The organism is Ensifer sp. Root1252 (assembly GCF_001425885.1).
GTDB classification, from domain to species: domain Bacteria; phylum Pseudomonadota; class Alphaproteobacteria; order Rhizobiales; family Rhizobiaceae; genus Ensifer; species Ensifer canadensis.
On sequence record NZ_LMDT01000001.1, the window covers coordinates 602,391 to 622,262 of the forward strand.

A 19,872-nucleotide genomic window follows, 5' to 3' on the forward strand; every position below is an offset into this window, starting at 1 on the left:
ATATCGAGGTTTAGGGCCGAAAAATCAAGGGTTCAATGCTGCCTGTGGCCAAAAGCGCCTGATCAGCGCGAAAGCCGCGACATCAACTGCGCGGTATAATCGACCATCGGCACGATGCGCGAATAGTTGAGCCGCGTCGGACCGATGACGCCGACGGCGCCGACGATGCGATCTTCACTGTCGCGATAGGGCGCAACGATCAGCGACGAACCGGACAATGAAAACAACTTGTTCTCCGAACCGATGAAGATCCTGACACCCGGGCCGCTCTCTGCGAGGTCAAGCAGCTCGATCAGGCTGTCCTTCTTTTCCAGGTCGTCGAAGAGCATGCGCAGGCGGTCGATATCCTCGGTTCCCTCCAGGCCCTCGAGCAGGTTGGCCCGGCCGCGAACGATCAGCCGTGCCGGCTTTTCATCGCCCTCGTTGCCCGACCAGATCGCCAGTCCACGCTCGACCAGATCCTGGGACAGGGCATCGAGTTCGCTGCGCACGGTCTGCTTGACGGTTTCGAGCTGCGAGCGCACCTCGCCGATCGTCTGGCCGGCGAGATGGGCATTCAAGAAGTTCGCTGCTTCCGTCAGTTGCGAGCTCGTCACGCCGGCGGGAAGCTCGATGATGCGGTTTTCGACCTGGTCATGCTCGCCGACGAGCACGGCCAGCGCCTTGGTGGGCGCCAGCCGGATGAATTCGACATGCTTGAGCACCGGATCGTTCTTGGCGGTGATCACGAGGCCGGCGCCGCGCGACATGCCCGACAGCATCTGGCTTGCCTCTGCCAGCAGCGTATCGACCGGCTGGGCATGGTCGCTCAACCGCACGTGCCGATCGATCGAAGCACGATCTTCTGGGGAGAGATTGCCGACCTGCATGAAGGCGTCGACGAAGAAACGCAGGCCCGTCTGCGTCGGCAGGCGGCCGGCGCTGATGTGCGGCGAATAGATCAGCCCGAGATCTTCGAGGTCGCTCATCACATTGCGCACGGACGCCGGCGACAGCGACATCGGCAGCAACCGCGAAAGGTTGCGTGAGCCGAGAGGCTCTCCGCTGTTCAAATAGGTTTCGACGATGCGACGGAAGATTTCACCGGAACGCTCGTCCAGCGCCGCCGCGATATCGGTCACTCCGGGATTGCGCAGTACCATGTCGCTCCATGTTCGCAGGCCAATCCTGCCGCCGGAAATATAGTGATCCCCGCGCCCGATAGCAAAAGGGAAAAATCGCCCCGATCCCCGGCTGTCCACCGGTTCCCTTTGGCTGCGCCATGCTCTAGAAGGCTCACCAGATACGATAGGAGTTTGATGATGCGGCCATCCGGCAGAAAAATCGACCAAATGCGCAAGGTTTCGTTCGAGCGCAATTTCTCCAAGCACGCGGAAGGCTCCTGTCTGGTGCGATTCGGCGATACGCACGTGCTGTGCACAGCCAGCCTTGAGGAAAAGGTTCCGGCCTGGCTGCGCAACGGCGGCAAGGGTTGGGTGACGGCCGAATACGGCATGCTGCCGCGCGCCACCGGCGAGCGCATGCGTCGCGAAGCCTCGAGCGGCAAGCAGAGCGGCCGCACCCAGGAAATCCAGCGCTTGATCGGCCGGTCGCTGCGCGCCGTCGTCGATCTGCCCGCACTCGGCGAACGCCAGATCTCGATCGACTGCGACGTCATCCAGGCTGATGGCGGCACGCGCACGGCCTCGATCACCGGCGCCTGGGTGGCGCTGCATGACTGCCTGAAGTGGATGGAAGCCCGCAACATGGTGAAGGTCGAGAAGGTCCTGAAGGACCATGTCGCCGCCATATCCTGTGGCATCTTCGCCAACCAGTCGATCATCGACCTCGACTACCTCGAAGATTCCGCCGCCGAGACCGACGCGAATTTCGTCATGACCGGCACCGGCGGCATTGTCGAGATCCAGGGCACGGCCGAAGGCAAACCCTTCAGCGAAGCGGAATTCGCAAGCCTGCTCGGACTGGCAAAGACCGGCATTGCCGAGCTTGTCGCACTGCAGAAGCAGGCGATCGCCGGCTGACGAGAAGGACGGAGACGATGGCCCCGGCGCTGGATGGCATTCTTGAGACTGCGCTCTATGCGTCGGATCTCGACGCCGCCGAGGCCTTCTACAGCGGTGTGCTGGGGCTGGAGAAGATTACACGGCGGGAGAACCGACATGTGTTCTTTCGCTGTGGCTCGGGCGTTCTGCTGATTTTCAATCCTGCGGAAACGGTCAAACCGCCTTCGCCGGATGCGGCCCTGCCGGTGCCGCCGCACGGCACCACCGGCCAGGGCCACATGTGCTTCCGCGTTTCCGCGTCGGCACTCGACGCCTGGAGGGCCAAGCTGGAAACGGCGGGTGTCACGATCGAAGCCGATGTTGTCTGGCCGAACGGCACGCGCTCCTTCTACTTCCGCGATCCGGCCGGCAACAGCCTCGAATGCGCGGAACCGGGCCTCTGGTCCATCGAATGAACCGCGGCCTTCGCGCCGCATCTTTTAAGAGACGACACATCATGCGCACACTGGATGACAAGACGCTCATCGTCGCCAGCCACAATGCCGGCAAGATCCGCGAGATCCGCGACCTGATCGGGCCGCTCGGCTTCGAGGCCAAGTCGGCAGCCGACCTCGACTTCGTCGAACCGGATGAGACCGGCACGACCTTCGAGGAAAACGCGACGATCAAGGCGCTCGCCTCGGCCAAGGCCTCGGGCCTGCCGGCGCTTTCGGACGATTCCGGCCTGGCGATCGACGCACTTGATGGCGCACCTGGCGTCTACACCGCCAACTGGGCCGAACGCGAAGACGGCAGCCGCGATTTCGCCATGGCGATGGAAAAGGTCGAAAAGGCGCTGCAGGGCAAGGGCGCAAGTGCGCCTGAAAAACGCACGGCCCGTTTCGTCTCGGTGCTTTGCCTTGCCTGGCCAGACGGCCATGTCGAACTTTTCCGCGGCGAGGTCGAGGGCCATGTCGTGTGGCCGCCGCGCGGCGACCAGGGTTTTGGCTACGATCCGGTCTTTCAGCCGAAGGGTTACGACACTACATTCGGCGAGATGAGCGCGGACGAGAAACACGGCTGGAAGCCGGGCGATGCTGAAGCGCTGTCGCACCGTGCCCGCGCCTTCAAGATCTTCGCCGAAACCTGCCTTGGAGCGGGCTGAGGAAACGTGTATGCGGTTTTCCGCAACATCCCGCTCCAATTTGTTAGAAGCGATCGCGGTCATGACTTCGGGTCGATCGGCCCAAGGTCAACGTGATCTACCGCATGAGAGACGCAACGATGCAGACGGCCACGCTATCGGCACTCGGTGACGGCATGGATCCCGGTTTCGGGATCTATGTGCACTGGCCGTTCTGCGCGGCCAAATGCCCCTATTGCGACTTCAACAGCCACGTGCGCCACCAGCCGATCGACCAGCCGCGTTTCGTCGCCGCTTTCCTCAAGGAAATGGCGGAGGCGCGTGAGCTTTCCGGTCCACGCACCGTCACCAGCATCTTCATCGGCGGCGGCACGCCGTCGTTGATGGATCCGGCAACGGTCGACGCTATCCTCTCGGGCATCGCCCGCGAATGGCATGTGCCCGATGGCATCGAGATCACCATGGAGGCGAACCCTTCGAGTGTCGAGGCGACGCGCTTCCACGGCTATCGCGCGGCCGGCGTCAACCGTGTCTCGCTCGGCGTGCAGGCGCTGAACGACCGGGACCTCAAATTTCTCGGCCGGCTGCACAATGTCGAAGACGCGCTGAAAGCGATCCGGCTGGCGCGCGAGATCTTCCCGCGCATGTCCTTCGACCTGATCTATGCCCGCCCCAACCAGACGGTCGAGGAATGGGAACGCGAGCTCAAGGAGGCCGTCTCCTATGCCGTCGACCACCTGTCGCTCTACCAGCTGACGATCGAGGAGGGCACGCCCTTCTTCGGCCTGCACAAGGCCGGCAAGCTGATCGTTCCTGATGGTGAGCAATCGGCGGTCCTCTACGAGGCGACCCAGGACATCACGGCGGCGATCGGCATGCCCGCCTACGAGGTCTCCAACCATGCCCGCCCTGGTGCCGAGAGCCGGCACAACCTCACCTACTGGCGCTATGGCGACTATGCCGGCGTCGGGCCTGGTGCCCATGGCCGCCTCAGCGTCGGCGGCGCCAAGCTGGCGACGGCGACCGAGCGCAAGCCGGAGGAATGGCTGCGGCTGGTCGAAACCTACGGCCACGGCATGGTCGAGCGCGAAGTGCTCGACCTCGAGGCCCAGTCCGACGAATTGTTACTGATGGGCCTGCGCCTCAAGGAAGGCGTCGATCTCGCCCGCTGGCAGACGCTGTCCGGCCGCGATCCCGATCCAGACCGCGAGCAGTTCCTGATCGACCACGGGTTCATCGAGCGGCTGGGAAATTCCCGCCTGCGCTGCACGCCTTCCGGCATGTTGATTCTCGACGCCGTCGTCGCCGACCTCGCCTGCTAGCGCTTTTCCAGGAAAAGTGCGAAGCGGTTTTCCGTCAGGAAATGCGTAGAGCAAGGAAATATCGCGTCTCGATGCCACCGTCTGAGACGCAAATGTTTTAGCGGCCGCCCTGCCTGCATCCAACGCAAGGAAACCGAAGGCTCAATCGTGGGTCTCGCCGGAGAGCGGCGTCGCGCGCATCGATGGTCGTTCCTCGAAGGCATCGAACCAGACGCTCAGCTTCGTCCGGTCACGGAACGACGGCAGGTCGCGGAACGCCATCCAGGACAGGGTCGTGGCGAGCGCGATGTGGCCGATATCAAGCGGCGCGTCGACATCGAGCGTCTGCTCCAGCCAGTCATAGGTCTGCTCGATCTTTTCGGCATAGCCGTCGGCGAGCGCCGGATAGCGCAAGGCTTCCGGGCGTCGCTCCGTTTCCCAACGCAACCCGATCCCCGCCTGCGCCAGCCCTTGCGCCACGGCCTGCAATCTCAGGGCATGCCAGCGCGCCTCGCCGCTTTCGGGGATGAGCTTGCGGCTATCATGCAGCGTATCGAAATAGGCGCAGATGACGTCGGAATCGAAGATCGCCGCATCCTCGGGGCGCAAGAGAACCGGCACCTTGCCGAGTGGATTTTCGGCATGGACCTCTTCATTGCGCAGCGTCGGGCTGGTCTCGTGGTGGATCACCTCCAGTCGCTCAGCGATGCCGACCTCGTGGGCGAAGACGAGTGCCTTGCGGGCGAAAGGGGAATGGGTCTGGTAATAGAGGATCATCGTGCCTCGCGGGTGTTGGAAGGAAATTATCCGGTCCCGCGAAGATGTATTGCATCGGACAAGAGAAAGGCGCTCTGTTTCGGAGCGCCCTTTGCAAGTTTGTTTCGTCGTTCAAGATTTGAACGGATCGCCCTTCTCGGCATTGAGGGCGATACCCTTGGCTACCAGCCGCGCCACCTGGGCGCCGTCGACCTCGCCGGTCGCTTTCACCTTGATGAAGGCCATGTCGCCCTTGCCGCCGCCCTTGGCCAGTCGTGGGTCGAGATCGAGCATATCGGCGCCGCGCCAGAAGCCGAGCGTCACATAGTCCTTGGCAGCCTTGATCAGGCAGACCGGTCCGCCGGCCTCATAGATCGGATGGCCCCATTTCACGCTGTCCCTGGTGCCGCCGGCGGCAAGAATGGCACCGTGCAACTCTTTCGCCACGGCAGCCGGCGTACCGGAAAGGCCTGCAATGTAGTCGCTAACCGTTTTGCTCATCGCGAAATTCTCCTTAGGCTTGCTCGTTCTTGAACGGGATCAGCGCGCGCACGCGACGGTCTCGGAGCCACAGGCCAGCCCAGGCGATGACGCCGAGATAGAACCCGAACAGCAGATGGGTGAAAAGAGGGCTATCCGCGCGCAGATGCGTCGCCATGGCACCGCCGAGATAACCGGTGAGCAGAATGGCGCCGAGGACCGACGTTCTCGGGATCGCATAGAGCAGCGCACACAGAAGCGTGAGTACGCCGAGCAGACGCGCAAGGCCAACATCGGCGGGATAGCCGAGCACCGCCAAAGTCTCAGTCACCACGTCCAGTGGCACGAGCTTGATCGCTCCGTCGAAGGCCAGGAACGCAACAACCAGACCGCTCAGCACGCGGCCGAGGATCACCATTTTTCCAGCCGGAGCCGTCATAACAAGAGCAGTGTTCATTCGGGGAGTTCTCCTCGTTTCCCGTTGTCACAAATCGTTCTTCAGTCTGTCTTCTTGGCCGGTCCGACGATGCCCCAGCGGATGCCAAAGGGGTCACGCAGCTGGCCATAGAGGTCGCCCCAGAAGGCGACCGCAAGCGGCATCGTCACTTCGGCGCCGGCGGCAACCGCGCGATCCCACCAGAATTGCGCGTCCTCGACCACCAGATGCAGCACGACGCCCTGCGGCGCGGCATAGGGCATGCCGTGTTCCGGGAAGGGATCGTTGAGCATCAATGCACCGCCATTGATCGTCAGATGGCAATGCATCAGCCGTTTACCGTCTTCGGCGAGCATCCGCCCGCCATCCGTTGCGGCGAAGGCGCGGACGTAGAAATCAGCGGTCGCGTACGCATCCTCGACGCAGAGGTAGGCGATCGGGCCTAGCATCGGTGGCGGCGCCGGCGCTTGCCCGTCGACCGTCGATTTCGGATTGAGATCGACGGCTGCCTTGAGGCTGCCATCCATGTAGAAAGGCACGGACTCGTGCTGGTGTGCGATCTTCCAGCCGGCAGCCATGCGCTTCAAACCGAGGGTCTGGCGGAACCAGACCGACATTTTCCCGGCATCGATCTTCTCGCCGGAAAGTTCGGTGAGCATACTGACGAATGCGACATCGCCGCTGACCGAGATATCGAGATCCTCGAAGCGATAGCCAAGCGGTCCACGCCAGGTGGAAAACCACTGTTCGAGCCCGCCCTCGCCGGCATCGGACGACTTCAGCGGCGGCGCCAGCGAAAAGAGGACACAATCAGGCGTCCCATGGCCGATGACGCGCTTGGCGTCCTTTACCCTCATGGCATCCGCCCAATCATCGATCACCGTACGGATTTCGGCGACGGCGGCACTCTTGTTGTCGATCACGGACATGGCGGGTCTCCCTTCCCGATGGTGGCAGGCGCGAGGGCGACGGCCGTCGAGCCCTGGGCTTGATCAGAGTTGCCTGGCTACCCCTTCGAGCTGGGTGGCGCATTGGCCCCAGCCTTCGTGAAAGCCCATCTTTTCGTGGGCTTCGCGATCCTCGACGGACCAATGGCGGACCCGTGCGGTGTAGCGGGTCTTGGCCCCGACGTCCTCGAAGGTGATGGTCACGACCATGAACGGCTTGTCGGATGGCGACCAGGCATCGGTGAAGGCGTCTGTGAAGACCAGCTTCTCGTTCGGCACCACTTCGAGATAGACGCCGAGATTGGGATAGTCCTCGCCCTCGGGCGAGCGCATGACGATGCGGTTGGCGCCGCCGGCGCGAACCTCGAGCTTTGCCTCCGGCGTCGTCCACGGCGAAGGCGCGAACCACTTCTTCAGCAGCTTGGCATCCGTCCAGCAGCGGTAGACGAGCGCGCGGGGCGCATCGATCAGGCGGGTGATGACCAGTTCGCGGTCGTCGGCAGGTTTGATTTCAGTGACAACGGTCATTGTTTGTTTCTCCGTCAGCGGGTTCAGTCCAAGGACGAAGTTGCAGCCACGGTTCCGACAACCGCCGACAAGATTTTTTATCTTTTTTCAGTGGCCAGGTTTTTCTCGCCCGCATCCTTGCTCAGATGATCGAGCTGCATGCGGATGTGGGAGGCCTCGGCGGCATTGGTGGCCAGCGCGATCGCCCGGTCAAAGGCGACGCGCGCCTCGCGAACCCGGCCTGCCTGCTTCAACAGCGCGCCATTCAACCCATGGAAGTAGAAATAACCCGCGAGTTTTTCGGCAAGTGGCTCGATCAGCGCGAGCGCCGCTTCAGGCCCGTCCCTCTTCGACACTGCGACGGCGCGGTTGAGCGTGATGACCGGCGACGGTTGCAGCCGCTCCAACGCCTGGTAGAGCAGGTCGATTTCTTCCCAATCGGTTTCTTCCGGGCGCGTCGCACGCGCATGCAAGGCGGCGATCGCGGCCTGGATCTGGTAGGGACCCGGCTGGCGATGGCGCACCGCCTTGTCGATCATGGCCAGCGCCTCGATGATCAGAGGCTTTTTCCAAAGGCTGCGATCCTGATCATCGAGCAGGATGATGCCGCCATCGGCATCGAAACGTGCGCGCGAGCGTGAGTGCTGCAGCAGGAGCAGAGCCGTCAGCCCCATCATTTCTGGCTCGGAGGGGAACAGCCGCAGGAGCAGCCGCGCGAGCCGGATCGCCTCCTCACAAAGATCGGCCGAGACGCTGTCCGGCCCGTTCATCGCCGAATAGCCCTCGTTGAAAACCAGATAGATCATGGTTGCGACGGCCGCCAGCCGCTCCGACCGATCGGCCGCGTCAGGCGTTTCGAAGGCGATGCCGGCGGCGGTGACCCGGGCCTTTGCCCGGGTGATGCGCTGCTCCATCGCCGCCTCGCCGACGAGAAAGGCACGGGCAATCTGCTTGACCGACAGGCCGGAGACGATGCGCAGCGCCAGCGCGATCTGCTGCGTTGCCGGAAGGACCGGATTGCTGCAGACAAACAAGAGCTTGAGAATGTCGTCCCGGTAGTGGGAGCCATCGAGACGTTCGGCAAGATCGCTCTCCTGATCCTCGAGATCGGAGAGCAATTCTTCCGGCGGCAACGCGGTCTCGCGAGATTGCCGGCGCACCTTGTCGATGCCGCTGTTGCGACCGACGAAGATCAGCCAGGCGGCCGGGTCACGCGGCGGGCCGCTCTTCGGCCAGGTCTTCAATGCCCGGATACAGGCCTCCTGGAATGCTTCCTCGGCCGTATCGAGATTGCGGAAATAGCGCAGAAGCGCGCCCATTGCCTGCGGCCGAGCGGAAACAAGTGCGAGGTCGATCCAGGTCGTGTCTGTCATGAGGGAAACTCACTTGGCTTGTAGATGGCAAGGGGACGAATTTCATAGGAGCCGTCTGCAGGATTGGCCGCACTGAGCTCGCGGGCGAAATCGAGCGCTTCGTCCAGTGAAGCGCAATCGACGACATAGAAGCCGAGCAGCTGCTCCTTCGTTTCGGCAAATGGGCCATCGATGACGACGGTCTCGCCAACGGCGTGGCGGAGCGTCGTTGCCGCCGTGGTCGGCAACAACCGCGCCACCGGCCCGAGCTTGCCGGCATCGCCATATTTGCGTTGGACGGCAGCAAGGTCACGCATGACCTTGTCGTCCTCGTCCTTGGTCCAGTTGGCAGTGACGTCTTCCTGGTTGTAACAAAATACGGCGTAAAGCATTGGAACTCTCCTGCTCCTGTAACAAGGACGATCTGGAGAAGAGATAGTCGACAAGACCGCCAAAAAAAATACCTGCAATCACGGGCCCAAACGCAATGATCGCGGCAGGTGCCTGCGCACCGCCGCGATCGTTCATGAGCTTGCCTGATTTCAGATATTTTCGCCGCAGGCGAGATCCGGATCGACCGTTTGTTTGCGACGGAAACGCCGGACCAGGCGACCGTCGATAGCGGCGAGGCCGGCGGCGATCAGCACCATGCCGAAGAAATGCTTGGGCTCGAGGTTTTCGCCGAGGAACAAGGCGCCGAGCAGAATGGCGCTGACCGGGATCAGAAACGTCACCAGCATCAGATTGGTGACACCCGCCGTTTCCAGGATGCGGAAGAACAGCACATAGGCAAGCGCGGTCGAGATCAAGGCAATGCCGATGATCGCTCCCCATACTTCAAGGCCCGGCACGGTCAGGGTCCAGGGGTGATCGACGAGCAGCGCGATCGGCACGAGCATGATGCTCGATGCACTGACCTGCCCGGTCGCGGAGACGATGGGCGCAACGCCCATCCGCTTGAAACGACGGGCGAAAACGCCGGCAAAGGCGTAGGAAAGGGCAGCTCCCAGCACGGCGAACTGCGCCAGCACATTCGAGCCGAGCCCGCCGAGCGCTGCAGGCCCGATCATCACCGCCACGCCGAGAAAACCGATCAACACGCCGGAGAGCTTGTTGGCGGTCAGCTTCTCGTCGTCGGTCAGCAGATGGGCGACGACGACGCCGAAGAGTGGCGTGGTGGCATTGAGGATGGAGGCAAGGCCGCTGGCGATATGAGTCTGGCCCCAGACGATCAGCGAAAACGGGATCAGGTTGTTGAGCAGACCCATGCCGAAGAAGGCAAGCCAGATGCGGGGATCGCGCGGCATCGCGCGGCCGGTGAAGCGCAGGAAAATCAAAAGCGCCGTCGCCGCGAGGCTGACCCGCAGGGCAACGATGGTGAACGGCGGCAGCGCCTTGACCGCAACGCCGACGAAGAAAAACGAGCCGCCCCACAACAGGGACAGTGTGATCAGCATGGCCCATTCACCGGGTCCCATCACCTTCGCCTTAAGTGTTTCCGGCATCTCCATACCCTCCTATGATTTAGTTCTTCGCCTTCATCTGAAACAACCATATTGGTTGACTTCGATTTACATAAATAGTGTCCGCATGTTAGTGTTTGCACAAACGAGCATTTCTCTTTCCATGATTGAGTATGGCTAAATCATAATGACACCTCTTCCTTCCCTTGCAGCACTGCGCGCATTCGAGGCCACGGCCCGACACCTGAGTGTGACGCTCGCGGCGCGCGAGCTCAGCGTCACACCTGGTGCGGTCAGTCTGCAGGTGCGTGAACTGGAGCAGACGCTGGGTGTGATGCTGTTTGAGCGACGGCCGCGGCAACTGGTTCTGACCGAGGATGGCAGCACCTATTTTTCGACGCTGCGCCGCGCCTTCCGGATGATGCGGGAAGCGACAGAGGAACTGACGGCGCGAAATCGCGCGCCGGTACTGACGGTGAGCTGCACGCCAACTTTTGCGGCGCAATGGCTGGTGCCGAGGATCAGCGACTTCGAGCAGCGTCTCAACGGCATCGACATCCGCATCAGCGCCTCGAACCGGCTGACCGACTTCGTGTCAGATGGCGTCGATATCGCTATCCGCCACGGTTTCGGTCGCTATGAGGGTCTGACGAGCGAGCGGCTGATCGATGACGAGCTGGTGCCGGTCGTCAACGCGGCCCTTGCCCGCAAGCATCCGCTCACCACGCCGGCCGATCTTTCGGCCCATGTGCTGTTGTATGACGTTCAGAGGTCGGATTGGCAGCTGTGGCTGGAGGCCGTCGGCGCCGAAGGCATAGACACGACGCGCGGTCCGGTGTTCGTCAACAGCAATGGCGCCATCGAGGCGGCAAGAGCCGGCGATGGCGTCGCTCTCGTGCGCCTGTCGCTGGTTTCGCGCGAGCTTGCCGAAGGCGTGTTGGTCGCGCCGTTTCCAACCGGCATCGCCACCGATCTCGCCTATCACCTGGTCTATCCGCCATCGGCCCTCGACCGGCCGGCCGTCACAGCATTCCGTGCCTGGATCGTCGCGCAGGCACGCGGCGCCTGAAACGAAAAAAGCCCGGTTTCCCGGGCCTTTCTCGCAATCGGAAAGTAAATCTATCTCGCGCCTATTCGTTGATCAGGCGCTTCAGAAGCTCGATCTCATGGCTGAGCTTGGTATCGCCGGAGATCAACTCCTCGATCTTGCGCACCGCATGCAGAACGGTCGTGTGGTCGCGACCACCGAAGCGGCGGCCGATTTCCGGGAAAGACCGCGGCGTCAGCGTCTTCGACAGATACATCGCGATCTGACGCGGCTTGACGATGACGCGGGTGCGGCGGTTCGACACCAGCTCCTGGCGCGATACGTTGTAATGCTTGGCAACGACACGCTGGATGTCCTCGATACGGACACGGCGCGGTTCGCCGGCATTGACGAGATGCCCAAGCAGTTCGTCAACGCGTTCGATCGACAGATGCGGTTCGAACGAGCGACGGAAGAGCAACTGGTTGAAGGCGCCTTCGAGTTCGCGGCCGCTGGCGGTGATGTTGCGTGCAACATGGCTCAGGATATCGCCGGGAATGTCCAGCGAAGTATCGTCCTGACGAGCGGAGTCGAGACGGCGCTTCAGCATTTCGAGGCGCATGTCGTAGTCCGGTCCGTCCATTTCGATGGCGACACCGCCCTGAAGACGCGAGCGAACACGGCTATCGAGCGATTCCAGCTCCCAAGGAGCGCGGTCGGCGGCGACGACGACCTGTTTGGCCGAGTCGAGAAGCATGTTCAGCAGATGGCAGAACTCGTGCTGGATCGACTTGCCCTGCAGGAACTGCATGTCGTCGATGACGAGGAGGTCGATGTTGCGCAGCGATTCCTTCAGCGACAGCGCGTCGTTGTCGCGGATTGCGGTGGCAAAGCGCCACATGAAGTATTCGGCCGTCAGATAGACGACGCGTGGAGCGCGGGCGCTCTGCAGCGCCTGGATGGCGATCGCCTGCAGAAGGTGGGTCTTGCCGAGCCCGACGCTTGAATGAATGAACAGCGGGTTGAAGCGCACGGCACCGGCGCCGGCTTCCGCAATCGTGCGGGCGGCTGCAAGCGCAACGCGGTTGGAAGAGCCCTCGACGAAGCTGTCGAAGGTGTAACGCTGGTCGAGCGGCGAGCCGAAAAGCGGCGCCTGGGTCGGCCGCTGAACGCTGGCAACCGCAGAGGCTGCGACCGAAGCCACGGACTGCGCCGTCGTCGGACGGCGTGCGGGCGTTGCAGGAGCCGATTCCGTTGCCTGCGGCAGCGTCTCTTCCTGTGAAACCGGACGGGCGCCACGGGTCGCGGTCCGCACCAGGATCTCGACCTTCAGGATTTCGCCGTCTTCCTGCTGGAAGATCTGGGTGATGATATCGAGATAGCGGTTGTTGATCCAGGACTTCAGGAATGTCGTGGGCACCGAGAGACGCACGACGCTCTTGGAAACCGAATGGAGCTTCAGACGCCCAAACCAGCTGGCGAAGACATCGGGACCGACCTGGGCTTTCAAACGCGCACTCACTCGTTCGAACAGTGCGTCATGCCTCATGTCGTGCTTATCTCCCGCCGCCTGAGATAGATTGCTTCCGGCCTGAAATACGTCGCCGTTCTTTTGAAACGCGCCCGCCGCCGTCACCAAGTTCATCCGCATTTTGCCGCCTTCCGATTATGTTCAGACGCCGTCATCTCTGCCGGCCCCATCTCTTATGTCCGGCACCCACGGCTTCCTCATCGAGGTCATGCCGCTTCACCGAACGTCACAGTCGCAATCCAACCGGGCTCCTCATCTCCCGACCGGGTGCGCGCTACGCGCATCTGCCAGGCCTTGCCGGCCGGCTGATGTCCCCTCGCGCCTCATTGTCAACAAATCCCCCAGTCCGCCCTGGACCGTGCCGGATCCTCCTCCTCGCCGACAACTGTCTCGCACCCTCGTACGAAGCGGACAGCCGAGCGCTGGATTCTATCTCTCGTCAGGCACCGCTTGCACCTGACTTTGAGCAGTGGCGCCACCGGCAACCAGAAGTCGAAATGTCCTCGTCCGGAATGGTTGGGCCATCCGGTTTTTCGTTCTCGACTTGTCTGATTGAACGACGTGGAGCCGCCCTGATACAGGGAACAGAAAGCCTGAAACCATCTCGTTGAAATGGCCTCCGTACTTCCCTTTACAGATATGGTCTGTGTCCCCTGTGGAGGGCATTTAGGCAGGATCGATGGGCAAGATCAATCGCGATTTTTACGCAACCTTAAGCGCTGCCCGTTGACTCTCATGCTGCCTTTTGCTTGCCGCAATCCGAGTCCGGGAAGAATCGCTTTTGAATCAAGGGTTTTGATTTTCGGCTCTTTGATTAGCTGGCGAAAAAGAAAAAAAATAAAAATTCGCTTGACTCATCACGGGCCCAGAAGACCCCTAGCCAGAGACACCCTATCACCAAGGACCTCTCGTAAGTCTCTGAAATTCCTATAGAAATTCTGTCATCGCATTGACACGAGAAATGTCGTGCAGGTTAACCATCGTGATGACACATGTATGAATCGGAAAAGCCCGACGCAAGGGTCGGGCTTTCAATTAACAGATTTTTATTAGCCGGATTAGGCCGAAAGTGCCTTCACGCGCTGTGCAAGGCGCGAAACCTTGCGCGAAGCGGTGTTGGAATGCAGCACGCCCTTGATGGCAGCGCGCATCAGCTCGGGCTGAGCGGCCTTCAGGGCTGCGGCTGCGACCGCCTGATCGCCGGTTGCGATCGCTTCTTCGACCTTGCGGACGAAGTTACGGACGCGCGAACGGCGGGCTTTGTTCACTGCAGTGCGGCGTGCGATCTTGCGGGTCGCCTTTTTCGCCGAAGTTGTATTGGCCATTGATGCCTCTCTTCGAAAACTGACATGAACTCCGCCCTCGCCGTGCCGGGTCACTGCGACCTGTCATCAAAGCAATTCGGGAGCATTATCGGAAAGCCCAGATTTGGCGTTCCAAACTGAGGGCGGCATATAGCGAGAAACGGCCGCCCCGTCAACGCGCAATTTGGAGAAAACTGCGCGTCGCCCCTTGATCTACCTGTGTTTGAACTCCGGCTTGCGCTTCGCTGCGAAGGCGGCCATGCCTTCCTTCTGGTCTTCAGTGGCAAACAGCGAATGGAAAAGCCGCCGTTCGAACCGCAGGCCTTCGGCAAGCGTGAGCTCCAGCGAGCGATTGACGGCCTCTTTTGCCATCATCACCGCCGGCAGCGAGAACGATGCGATCTTCTCGGCCGCAGCCAGCGCTTCCTCCATCAATTTCTCCGGCGCCACCACACGCGAAACGAGTCCTGCGCGTTCCGCCTCGGTCGCGTCCATCATCCGTCCGGTGAGGACGAGGTCCATCGCCTTCGCCTTGCCGACGGCACGGGTGAGGCGCTGCGACCCGCCCATGCCGGGGATGACGCCAAGGGTAATTTCCGGTTGGCCGAACTTTGCCGTCTCGGAAGCGATGATGAAGTCACACATCATCGCCAGTTCGCACCCGCCGCCGAGCGCGTAGCCGGAAACGGCTGCAATGACCGGTTTGCGGGCAGCAGCCACCTGATCCCAGCCGCCGATGAAATCGCCGAGATAGCTTTCGACGAAGTCCAGCGTCTGCATCTCCTTGATGTCGGCGCCGGCCGCAAAGGCCTTCTCCGAACCGGTGACAACAACGGCGCCGATCTCGTTATCGGCATCGAACGCTTTCAGCACCGCGGCAAGCTCGCGCATAACGGTCGAGTTCAGCGCATTCAGCGCCTGCGGGCGATTGAGCGTGACCAGGCCCACGCGTCCGCGCGTCTCGACCAGCAGCGTCTCGTAACTCATTGTCGTCTCCTCCGAATTCGTGTCAGCGGTCGGGTCCGGCCGGACCCGGATGTTCATTTCTGGCAGCGCGGGCAATGAAACGTCGAGCGTCCCGCCTGCACGATGCGGGCGACCGTACCGCCGCAACCCGGCGTGCGGCAAGCCTCCCCTTCCCGGTCATAGACGGAAAAGGAATGCTGGAAATAGCCGAGCGATCCGTCGGCCTGGATATGATCTTTCAGCGACGAGCCGCCCGCGGCGATGGCATCGGCAATGACCTCGCGGATTGCAACGGTCAGGCCCTGCAGTTCCGGCTTCGACCCACCTTGGCTGTCGACGAGGGCGCCTGCCGGCTTCAGCGGCGACAGGCCTGAACGCCAGAGCGCCTCGCACACATATATATTGCCGAGGCCGGCAATATTCTTCTGGTCGAGCAAGGCTACCTTCAGCGGTTGCGCCTTTCCGGCAAAGCGTGCCGCCAGATAGGCGGCGTCGAGCGCGTTGCCGGTCGGCTCTTCCCCGAGTGCGCGGAAGAAGGCGTGGGCCGCCACCGTGTCCCGTCGGGCGAGATCCATGAAACCGAAACGGCGCGGATCGTTATAGATGACACGGGCGGGGCCGACGGCACCTTCCAGATGGAAGATCACATGATCGTGCTTCTCATCCTTGGCGCGTGGGTGGTGAAATTCGTCCGGCGTTTCTGGCAGCGCGCCCTGTTCGATACGGAACGAACCTGACATGCCGAGATGGGCAATGATGACGTCACCGGCCTCCAGATCGATCATCAGATATTTTGCCCGGCGCGACAGCGAGACGATGCGCTGACCGGCAACGGTGGCTGCAAAATTGACAGGGAAGGGAAAACGCAGATCCGGCCGACGCAGTTCTGCACTGACGAGGAGCGCGCCTTCCATGGTCGGCGCCAGACCCCGTTTTACCGTTTCGACCTCCGGCAGTTCCGGCATGCGTCGTCTCCTTCTTTCTTAACCACCACACGCCCGGCATTCTTAACCACCATAAGCCCGGCCGTTGGCATTTCCTTGGCGGGCTACTTATCCTATAGGGGTGCGCTATGCCGCAGCCATGGCCCTGCCCCCGAGATAGCGCGGGTCGGACGATTTCGCTATGGTGCCGGAAAAATTGGTTCAGGTGGAGTTCTTCGTATGACGGATCAGCGGGTATCGGCCAATGGCGGAATGGAAACCTCCTTCGGTTTCCGCAACGTCGGTACGGGCGAAAAGCAGCCGCTCGTCAACGACGTCTTCCATAAGGTGGCCAAGCGCTACGACATCATGAACGACGTGATGTCGGCCGGGCTGCACCGCGCCTGGAAGGATGCGATGATTGCCGCGCTCAATCCGCCGCGCCGCGAGGGCTACAGGACGCTCGACGTCGCCGGCGGCACCGGCGACATCGCCTTCCGCATCATCGAAGCCTCCGACCGCAAGGCGCATTCGACGGTTCTCGACATCAACGGCTCGATGCTCGCCGTCGGCGCGGAACGGGCGGAAAAGAAGAAGCTTTCGGCCAATCTCGATTTTGTCGAGGCCAATGCTGAGGAACTGCCGTTCGACGCGAATTCCTTCGACGCCTATACGATCGCCTTCGGCATCCGCAACGTCCCGCGTATCGATGTCGCGCTCAAAGAAGCCTATCGTGTGTTGAAGCGCGGCGGGCGACTGCTGGTGCTCGAATTCTCCGAAGTGGAGATGCCGCTTCTCGACCGTTTCTACGATGCATGGTCGTTCAACGCGATCCCGAAATTCGGCAAGCTGATCACCGGCGACGAAGCGCCCTATCAGTATCTGGTGGAATCGATCCGCAAGTTCCCGAACCAGCGCGATTTTGCCGCCATGATCAAGGAGGCGGGCTTCTCGCGCGTCTCCTTCACCAATTACACCGGCGGCATCGCAGCGCTGCATTCCGGCTGGAAAATCTGATCTTATGAGCACAGCTGGAGCATATGTCCGCCTCGTGCGGATCGGCTGGGTTCTCGTGCGCGAAGGCGTCGTCTCGGCGGTCCCGACCGAACACCTGCCGCCCTTTGCCCGTTTCGCCCAGAAGGCAGCCGGGCTTTTCGCCCGCCGCAAGGTGCTAGGCGAGGAGCGCAGCGACCGGCTGTCGCGCGCCGTTGCACGCCTCGGCCCCTCCTATGTGAAAATCGGCCAGTTCCTGGCAACCCGCCCCGACGTCGTCGGCGCGGAATTTGCCGCTGACCTGTCGCTGCTGCAGGACCAGATGGCGACCTTTCCGCAAAGCGAAGCCAAGGCCGCGATCGAGGGATCGCTCGGCCGCAAGGTCGAAGACCTCTACGCCGAATTTTCCCTGCCGATGGCGGCCGCCTCGATCGCCCAGGTTCATCCGGCCATCGTCATGCGCGACGGCCGGCCCGACAAGGTTGCCGTCAAGGTCATCCGCCCCGGCATCCGCCAGCGTTTTGCCTCCGATATCGAGGCGATGTATCTCGTCAGCCACATGCAGGAGCGTTTCCTGCCCTATACGCGGCGGCTGAAACCGGTCGAGGTCACCAAGACGCTAGAGCAGACGACCAAGATCGAAATGGATCTTCGGTTGGAAGCAGCCGCCCTTTCCGAACTCGGCGAGAACACCAAGGAAGATTCCGGCTTTCGCGTACCGAAGGTCGATTGGGAACGCACCGGCCGCGACGTCGTCACCATGGAATGGATCGACGGCGTCAAGATGTCGGATATCGACGGGCTGAAGGCGGCGGGCCACGATCTCGACGCGCTGGGCGACACCCTGATCCAGTCCTTTCTCCGCCACACATTGCGCGACGGCTTCTTCCACGCCGACATGCATCAGGGCAACCTGTTCGTCGACGATGCCGGCCATATCGTCGCCGTCGACATGGGCATCGTCGGCCGTCTCGGCAAGAAGGAACGCCGCTTCCTCGCCGAGATCCTGTTCGGCTTCATCACCCGCGACTACCAGCGCGTCGCCGACGTGCATTTCGAGGCAGGCTACGTGCCGTCGCATCATGATGCCGCGAGCTTCGCCCAGGCGATCCGCGCCATTGGCGAGCCGATCCACGGCCAGCCGGCCGAGACCATCTCGATGGCAAAGCTGCTGACGCTTCTGTTCGAGGTGACCGAGCTCTTCGACATGCAGACACGGCCGGAACTGGTCATGCTGCAGAAGACCATGGTCGTCGTCGAGGGCGTCGCGCGCACGCTCAATCCGCGTTTCAACATGTGGAAAGCATCCGAGCCTGTGGTCGGCAAGTGGATCCGCGACAATCTCGGACCGAAGCGCATCGTCACCGACCTGCGCGACGGCCTGCACGCGGCCCTTCGTCTGGCCGAAGCAGCACCGGAAATCGCCGCCCGCACGGAAAAATTCTCCAGCGAGATCATGGCCATGAGCGAAAACGGCCTACGGTTCGACGCCGAGACGGCGCATGCCATCGGCAAGGCCGAGGCACGCCACACGCGCTCCGGCCGCCTGGCGCTGTGGCTGATTGCCGCCACGCTCGTCTATATCGCCTGGCAGGTGACCTGAGCGCCACCGGCAATCCGGTCGCCGAACCGGCTTGCAATTCCACTGCCGCTTGTTATCGTTCCGACATGGACAATCGTTCGATGATCGCAATGGTGCTTTGCACGCATATCCAGGGGTGTGCGGGAGACCACGTGCGTTAAACGGACTGTCCCCCGACCAACCCTGCCGAGGCGAGCAGGGTTTGGTCCTGTTTCCTCGGTGCCAGCGAGCTGATGAGGAAACAATGACCGAAGCCACCCCCTCCCCGACACTCAGGATTCGAGCGGCGCGCGTCGTCGACTGGGAAGCGATCGCCGCACTTATGAGCCAGCCGGGCATCCGCTCCGGCACGCTCAGACTGCCCTATTCGACACCGGAGCAGACGCGCAAGTGGATGGAGGGCCTGTCGGAGGACAACACTGTGATCGTGGCCGAGCGCGACGGCCGCATCGTCGGCATGGCCGGTCTGCACCGCAATAAGGGGCGCCGGCATCACTCCGCCGTGCTCGGCATCAGCGTCGATGACAACCACCGCGGCGAAGGCATCGGTAAGACACTTCTTACATCTCTGATCGATGCTGCCGATAACTGGCTTGGGATCAGCCGCATCGAGCTGACCGTCTTTACCGACAACGAAGCGGCAATCGCGCTTTATCGCAAGACCGGCTTCGAACCCGAAGGCACGCACAGGGCCTATGCTCTGCGCAATGGCGTGCTGGCCGACGTGCTGGCGATGGCGCGCATTCGCGCCTGATCGCGGCCGGACCATGCGTCCGGGTGGTGAGGAAGAGGTGGCAGGGCTTTCGGTTCTGCCGCCGGCTGCAACCATGTTCCATCCGGAACTGCGAATAAGCAGACGACATGCGATCTTCTCCCCATGGATGACGGGAGTTCATCCCTGGAGGAGAGAACACCATGCGCAAGATCATCATCGCCGCGGCCGTCGCAATCACCGCAGCCGTTTCCTTTGCCGCGCCGTCACAGGCTGGCGGTGTGACGATCGGCTTCAGCAACGGCGCCTACGGCCATGGCTGGAGCGGCCAGATCGGCTATGTCGACGGCTATTACGGTGGCTACTACGACGAGTATCGCCCCTATTGCTTCATCAAGAAAGTCAGGCGCTACGATCACTACGGCAATGTCTACTACGAGCGTATCCGCATCTGCCGTTAATAATA

General features: G+C 61.9%; 22 protein-coding genes. 9 read left to right on the plus strand and 13 right to left on the minus strand.

Annotated elements, in window-relative coordinates; translation table 11 throughout:
* Nucleotides 1-62 precede the first annotated feature (62 nt).
* A complete protein-coding gene (hrcA, locus tag ASD02_RS02930) occupies nucleotides 63-1,142 on the minus strand; it encodes a heat-inducible transcriptional repressor HrcA (protein WP_057204296.1) in 1,080 nt (359 codons plus the stop codon).
* Between the two features lie 159 nt (nucleotides 1,143-1,301).
* Here hrcA and rph point away from each other — a divergent pair, with 159 nt between their 5' ends.
* From rph to hemW, 4 genes are all read left to right on the plus strand, one after another.
* Nucleotides 1,302-2,021: a ribonuclease PH gene (gene rph / locus ASD02_RS02935; RefSeq protein ID WP_025425675.1), complete on the plus strand. Its 720-nt coding sequence runs from the start codon at nucleotides 1,302-1,304 to the stop codon at nucleotides 2,019-2,021.
* A gap of 17 nt (nucleotides 2,022-2,038) precedes the next feature.
* On the plus strand, nucleotides 2,039-2,458 hold the full coding sequence (locus ASD02_RS02940) for a VOC family protein (RefSeq protein ID WP_025425674.1): 420 nt from the start codon (nucleotides 2,039-2,041) through the stop codon (nucleotides 2,456-2,458).
* Between the two features lie 41 nt (nucleotides 2,459-2,499).
* Nucleotides 2,500-3,147, plus strand: coding sequence for an RdgB/HAM1 family non-canonical purine NTP pyrophosphatase (gene rdgB / locus ASD02_RS02945; RefSeq protein ID WP_025425673.1), 648 nt, complete (start codon nucleotides 2,500-2,502; stop codon nucleotides 3,145-3,147).
* 119 nt (nucleotides 3,148-3,266) lie between these two features.
* The gene (gene hemW, locus ASD02_RS02950; protein ID WP_025425672.1) at nucleotides 3,267-4,448 is read left to right on the plus strand and encodes a radical SAM family heme chaperone HemW; all 1,182 of its coding nucleotides are present in this window, start codon (nucleotides 3,267-3,269) and stop codon (nucleotides 4,446-4,448) included.
* Between the two features lie 141 nt (nucleotides 4,449-4,589).
* Here hemW and ASD02_RS02955 read toward each other — a convergent pair whose 3' ends face one another.
* The 8 genes from ASD02_RS02955 to ASD02_RS02990 form a co-directional block, all read right to left on the minus strand.
* On the minus strand, nucleotides 4,590-5,204 hold the full coding sequence (locus ASD02_RS02955) for a glutathione S-transferase (protein WP_025425671.1): 615 nt from the start codon (nucleotides 5,202-5,204) through the stop codon (nucleotides 4,590-4,592).
* A 111-nt stretch (nucleotides 5,205-5,315) separates the two neighbouring features.
* Nucleotides 5,316-5,684 carry a DUF1801 domain-containing protein gene (locus ASD02_RS02960; protein ID WP_025425670.1) on the minus strand — a complete coding sequence of 123 codons (369 nt, stop codon included), beginning with the start codon at nucleotides 5,682-5,684 and terminating at the stop codon, nucleotides 5,316-5,318.
* 13 nt (nucleotides 5,685-5,697) lie between these two features.
* Nucleotides 5,698-6,120 (minus strand): DoxX family protein, encoded by a 423-nt coding sequence (locus ASD02_RS02965; RefSeq protein ID WP_025425669.1) that lies wholly within the window; start codon nucleotides 6,118-6,120, stop codon nucleotides 5,698-5,700.
* Nucleotides 6,121-6,161: 41 nt separating this feature from the next.
* Nucleotides 6,162-7,028 carry a nuclear transport factor 2 family protein gene (locus tag ASD02_RS02970; protein WP_057204298.1) on the minus strand — a complete coding sequence of 289 codons (867 nt, stop codon included), beginning with the start codon at nucleotides 7,026-7,028 and terminating at the stop codon, nucleotides 6,162-6,164.
* A gap of 63 nt (nucleotides 7,029-7,091) precedes the next feature.
* A complete protein-coding gene (locus ASD02_RS02975) occupies nucleotides 7,092-7,574 on the minus strand; it encodes an SRPBCC family protein (RefSeq protein ID WP_025425667.1) in 483 nt (160 codons plus the stop codon).
* Between the two features lie 77 nt (nucleotides 7,575-7,651).
* Entirely contained in the window at nucleotides 7,652-8,926 is a 1,275-nt protein-coding gene (locus ASD02_RS02980) for an RNA polymerase sigma factor (protein ID WP_025425666.1), read from the minus strand.
* A complete protein-coding gene (locus tag ASD02_RS02985) occupies nucleotides 8,923-9,297 on the minus strand; it encodes a YciI family protein (protein WP_025425665.1) in 375 nt (124 codons plus the stop codon). The genes ASD02_RS02980 and ASD02_RS02985 overlap by 4 nt, the downstream gene beginning before the upstream one ends.
* Nucleotides 9,298-9,447: 150 nt before the next feature.
* On the minus strand, nucleotides 9,448-10,410 hold the full coding sequence (locus ASD02_RS02990) for a DMT family transporter (RefSeq protein ID WP_057219995.1): 963 nt from the start codon (nucleotides 10,408-10,410) through the stop codon (nucleotides 9,448-9,450).
* A gap of 142 nt (nucleotides 10,411-10,552) precedes the next feature.
* On the opposite strand from ASD02_RS02990, the gene gcvA reads away from it, so the two are divergent.
* Complete coding sequence (gene gcvA, locus ASD02_RS02995; protein ID WP_025425663.1) at nucleotides 10,553-11,437, plus strand: transcriptional regulator GcvA; 885 nt, start codon at nucleotides 10,553-10,555, stop codon at nucleotides 11,435-11,437.
* Nucleotides 11,438-11,498: 61 nt separating this feature from the next.
* On the opposite strand, the gene dnaA is transcribed toward gcvA, so the two are convergent.
* The 4 genes from dnaA to mutM form a co-directional block, all read right to left on the minus strand.
* Nucleotides 11,499-13,046, minus strand: a complete 1,548-nt coding sequence (dnaA, locus tag ASD02_RS03000) for a chromosomal replication initiator protein DnaA (RefSeq protein ID WP_081788833.1) — start codon at nucleotides 13,044-13,046, stop codon at nucleotides 11,499-11,501.
* 938 nt (nucleotides 13,047-13,984) lie between these two features.
* Nucleotides 13,985-14,251 (minus strand): 30S ribosomal protein S20, encoded by a 267-nt coding sequence (gene rpsT / locus ASD02_RS03005; RefSeq protein WP_025425661.1) that lies wholly within the window; start codon nucleotides 14,249-14,251, stop codon nucleotides 13,985-13,987.
* Nucleotides 14,252-14,443: 192 nt separating this feature from the next.
* Nucleotides 14,444-15,217 carry an enoyl-CoA hydratase gene (locus ASD02_RS03010; protein ID WP_025425660.1) on the minus strand — a complete coding sequence of 258 codons (774 nt, stop codon included), beginning with the start codon at nucleotides 15,215-15,217 and terminating at the stop codon, nucleotides 14,444-14,446.
* A gap of 53 nt (nucleotides 15,218-15,270) precedes the next feature.
* Nucleotides 15,271-16,161, minus strand: a complete 891-nt coding sequence (gene mutM / locus ASD02_RS03015) for a bifunctional DNA-formamidopyrimidine glycosylase/DNA-(apurinic or apyrimidinic site) lyase (protein ID WP_057204300.1) — start codon at nucleotides 16,159-16,161, stop codon at nucleotides 15,271-15,273.
* 198 nt (nucleotides 16,162-16,359) lie between these two features.
* Between mutM and ubiE the strand changes: the two genes are divergently transcribed.
* The 4 genes from ubiE (at nucleotide 16,360) to ASD02_RS03035 (ending at nucleotide 19,867) form a co-directional block, all read left to right on the plus strand.
* Nucleotides 16,360-17,136, plus strand: coding sequence for a bifunctional demethylmenaquinone methyltransferase/2-methoxy-6-polyprenyl-1,4-benzoquinol methylase UbiE (gene ubiE / locus ASD02_RS03020; RefSeq protein ID WP_025425658.1), 777 nt, complete (start codon nucleotides 16,360-16,362; stop codon nucleotides 17,134-17,136).
* 4 nt (nucleotides 17,137-17,140) lie between these two features.
* Nucleotides 17,141-18,715 carry a 2-polyprenylphenol 6-hydroxylase gene (ubiB, locus tag ASD02_RS03025; protein ID WP_025425657.1) on the plus strand — a complete coding sequence of 525 codons (1,575 nt, stop codon included), beginning with the start codon at nucleotides 17,141-17,143 and terminating at the stop codon, nucleotides 18,713-18,715.
* A gap of 223 nt (nucleotides 18,716-18,938) precedes the next feature.
* Complete coding sequence (locus ASD02_RS03030) at nucleotides 18,939-19,448, plus strand: GNAT family N-acetyltransferase (RefSeq protein WP_025425656.1); 510 nt, start codon at nucleotides 18,939-18,941, stop codon at nucleotides 19,446-19,448.
* A 161-nt stretch (nucleotides 19,449-19,609) separates the two neighbouring features.
* On the plus strand, nucleotides 19,610-19,867 hold the full coding sequence (locus ASD02_RS03035) for a hypothetical protein (RefSeq protein WP_025425655.1): 258 nt from the start codon (nucleotides 19,610-19,612) through the stop codon (nucleotides 19,865-19,867).
* Nucleotides 19,868-19,872 lie beyond the last annotated feature (5 nt).

Coding starts and splice junctions, on each gene's coding strand:
- hrcA (WP_057204296.1), bottom strand. CDS start 1,142: ATGGTACTGCGCAATCCCGGAGTGACCGATATCGCGGCGGCGCTGGAC.
- rph (WP_025425675.1), top strand. CDS start 1,302: ATGCGGCCATCCGGCAGAAAAATCGACCAAATGCGCAAGGTTTCGTTC.
- ASD02_RS02940 (WP_025425674.1), top strand. CDS start 2,039: ATGGCCCCGGCGCTGGATGGCATTCTTGAGACTGCGCTCTATGCGTCG.
- rdgB (WP_025425673.1), top strand. CDS start 2,500: ATGCGCACACTGGATGACAAGACGCTCATCGTCGCCAGCCACAATGCC.
- hemW (WP_025425672.1), top strand. CDS start 3,267: ATGCAGACGGCCACGCTATCGGCACTCGGTGACGGCATGGATCCCGGT.
- ASD02_RS02955 (WP_025425671.1), bottom strand. CDS start 5,204: ATGATCCTCTATTACCAGACCCATTCCCCTTTCGCCCGCAAGGCACTC.
- ASD02_RS02960 (WP_025425670.1), bottom strand. CDS start 5,684: ATGAGCAAAACGGTTAGCGACTACATTGCAGGCCTTTCCGGTACGCCG.
- ASD02_RS02965 (WP_025425669.1), bottom strand. CDS start 6,120: ATGAACACTGCTCTTGTTATGACGGCTCCGGCTGGAAAAATGGTGATC.
- ASD02_RS02970 (WP_057204298.1), bottom strand. CDS start 7,028: ATGTCCGTGATCGACAACAAGAGTGCCGCCGTCGCCGAAATCCGTACG.
- ASD02_RS02975 (WP_025425667.1), bottom strand. CDS start 7,574: ATGACCGTTGTCACTGAAATCAAACCTGCCGACGACCGCGAACTGGTC.
- ASD02_RS02980 (WP_025425666.1), bottom strand. CDS start 8,926: ATGACAGACACGACCTGGATCGACCTCGCACTTGTTTCCGCTCGGCCG.
- ASD02_RS02985 (WP_025425665.1), bottom strand. CDS start 9,297: ATGCTTTACGCCGTATTTTGTTACAACCAGGAAGACGTCACTGCCAAC.
- ASD02_RS02990 (WP_057219995.1), bottom strand. CDS start 10,410: ATGCCGGAAACACTTAAGGCGAAGGTGATGGGACCCGGTGAATGGGCC.
- dnaA (WP_081788833.1), bottom strand. CDS start 13,046: ATGCGGATGAACTTGGTGACGGCGGCGGGCGCGTTTCAAAAGAACGGC.
- rpsT (WP_025425661.1), bottom strand. CDS start 14,251: ATGGCCAATACAACTTCGGCGAAAAAGGCGACCCGCAAGATCGCACGC.
- ASD02_RS03010 (WP_025425660.1), bottom strand. CDS start 15,217: ATGAGTTACGAGACGCTGCTGGTCGAGACGCGCGGACGCGTGGGCCTG.
- mutM (WP_057204300.1), bottom strand. CDS start 16,161: ATGCCGGAACTGCCGGAGGTCGAAACGGTAAAACGGGGTCTGGCGCCG.
- ubiE (WP_025425658.1), top strand. CDS start 16,360: ATGACGGATCAGCGGGTATCGGCCAATGGCGGAATGGAAACCTCCTTC.
- ubiB (WP_025425657.1), top strand. CDS start 17,141: ATGAGCACAGCTGGAGCATATGTCCGCCTCGTGCGGATCGGCTGGGTT.
- ASD02_RS03030 (WP_025425656.1), top strand. CDS start 18,939: ATGACCGAAGCCACCCCCTCCCCGACACTCAGGATTCGAGCGGCGCGC.
- ASD02_RS03035 (WP_025425655.1), top strand. CDS start 19,610: ATGCGCAAGATCATCATCGCCGCGGCCGTCGCAATCACCGCAGCCGTT.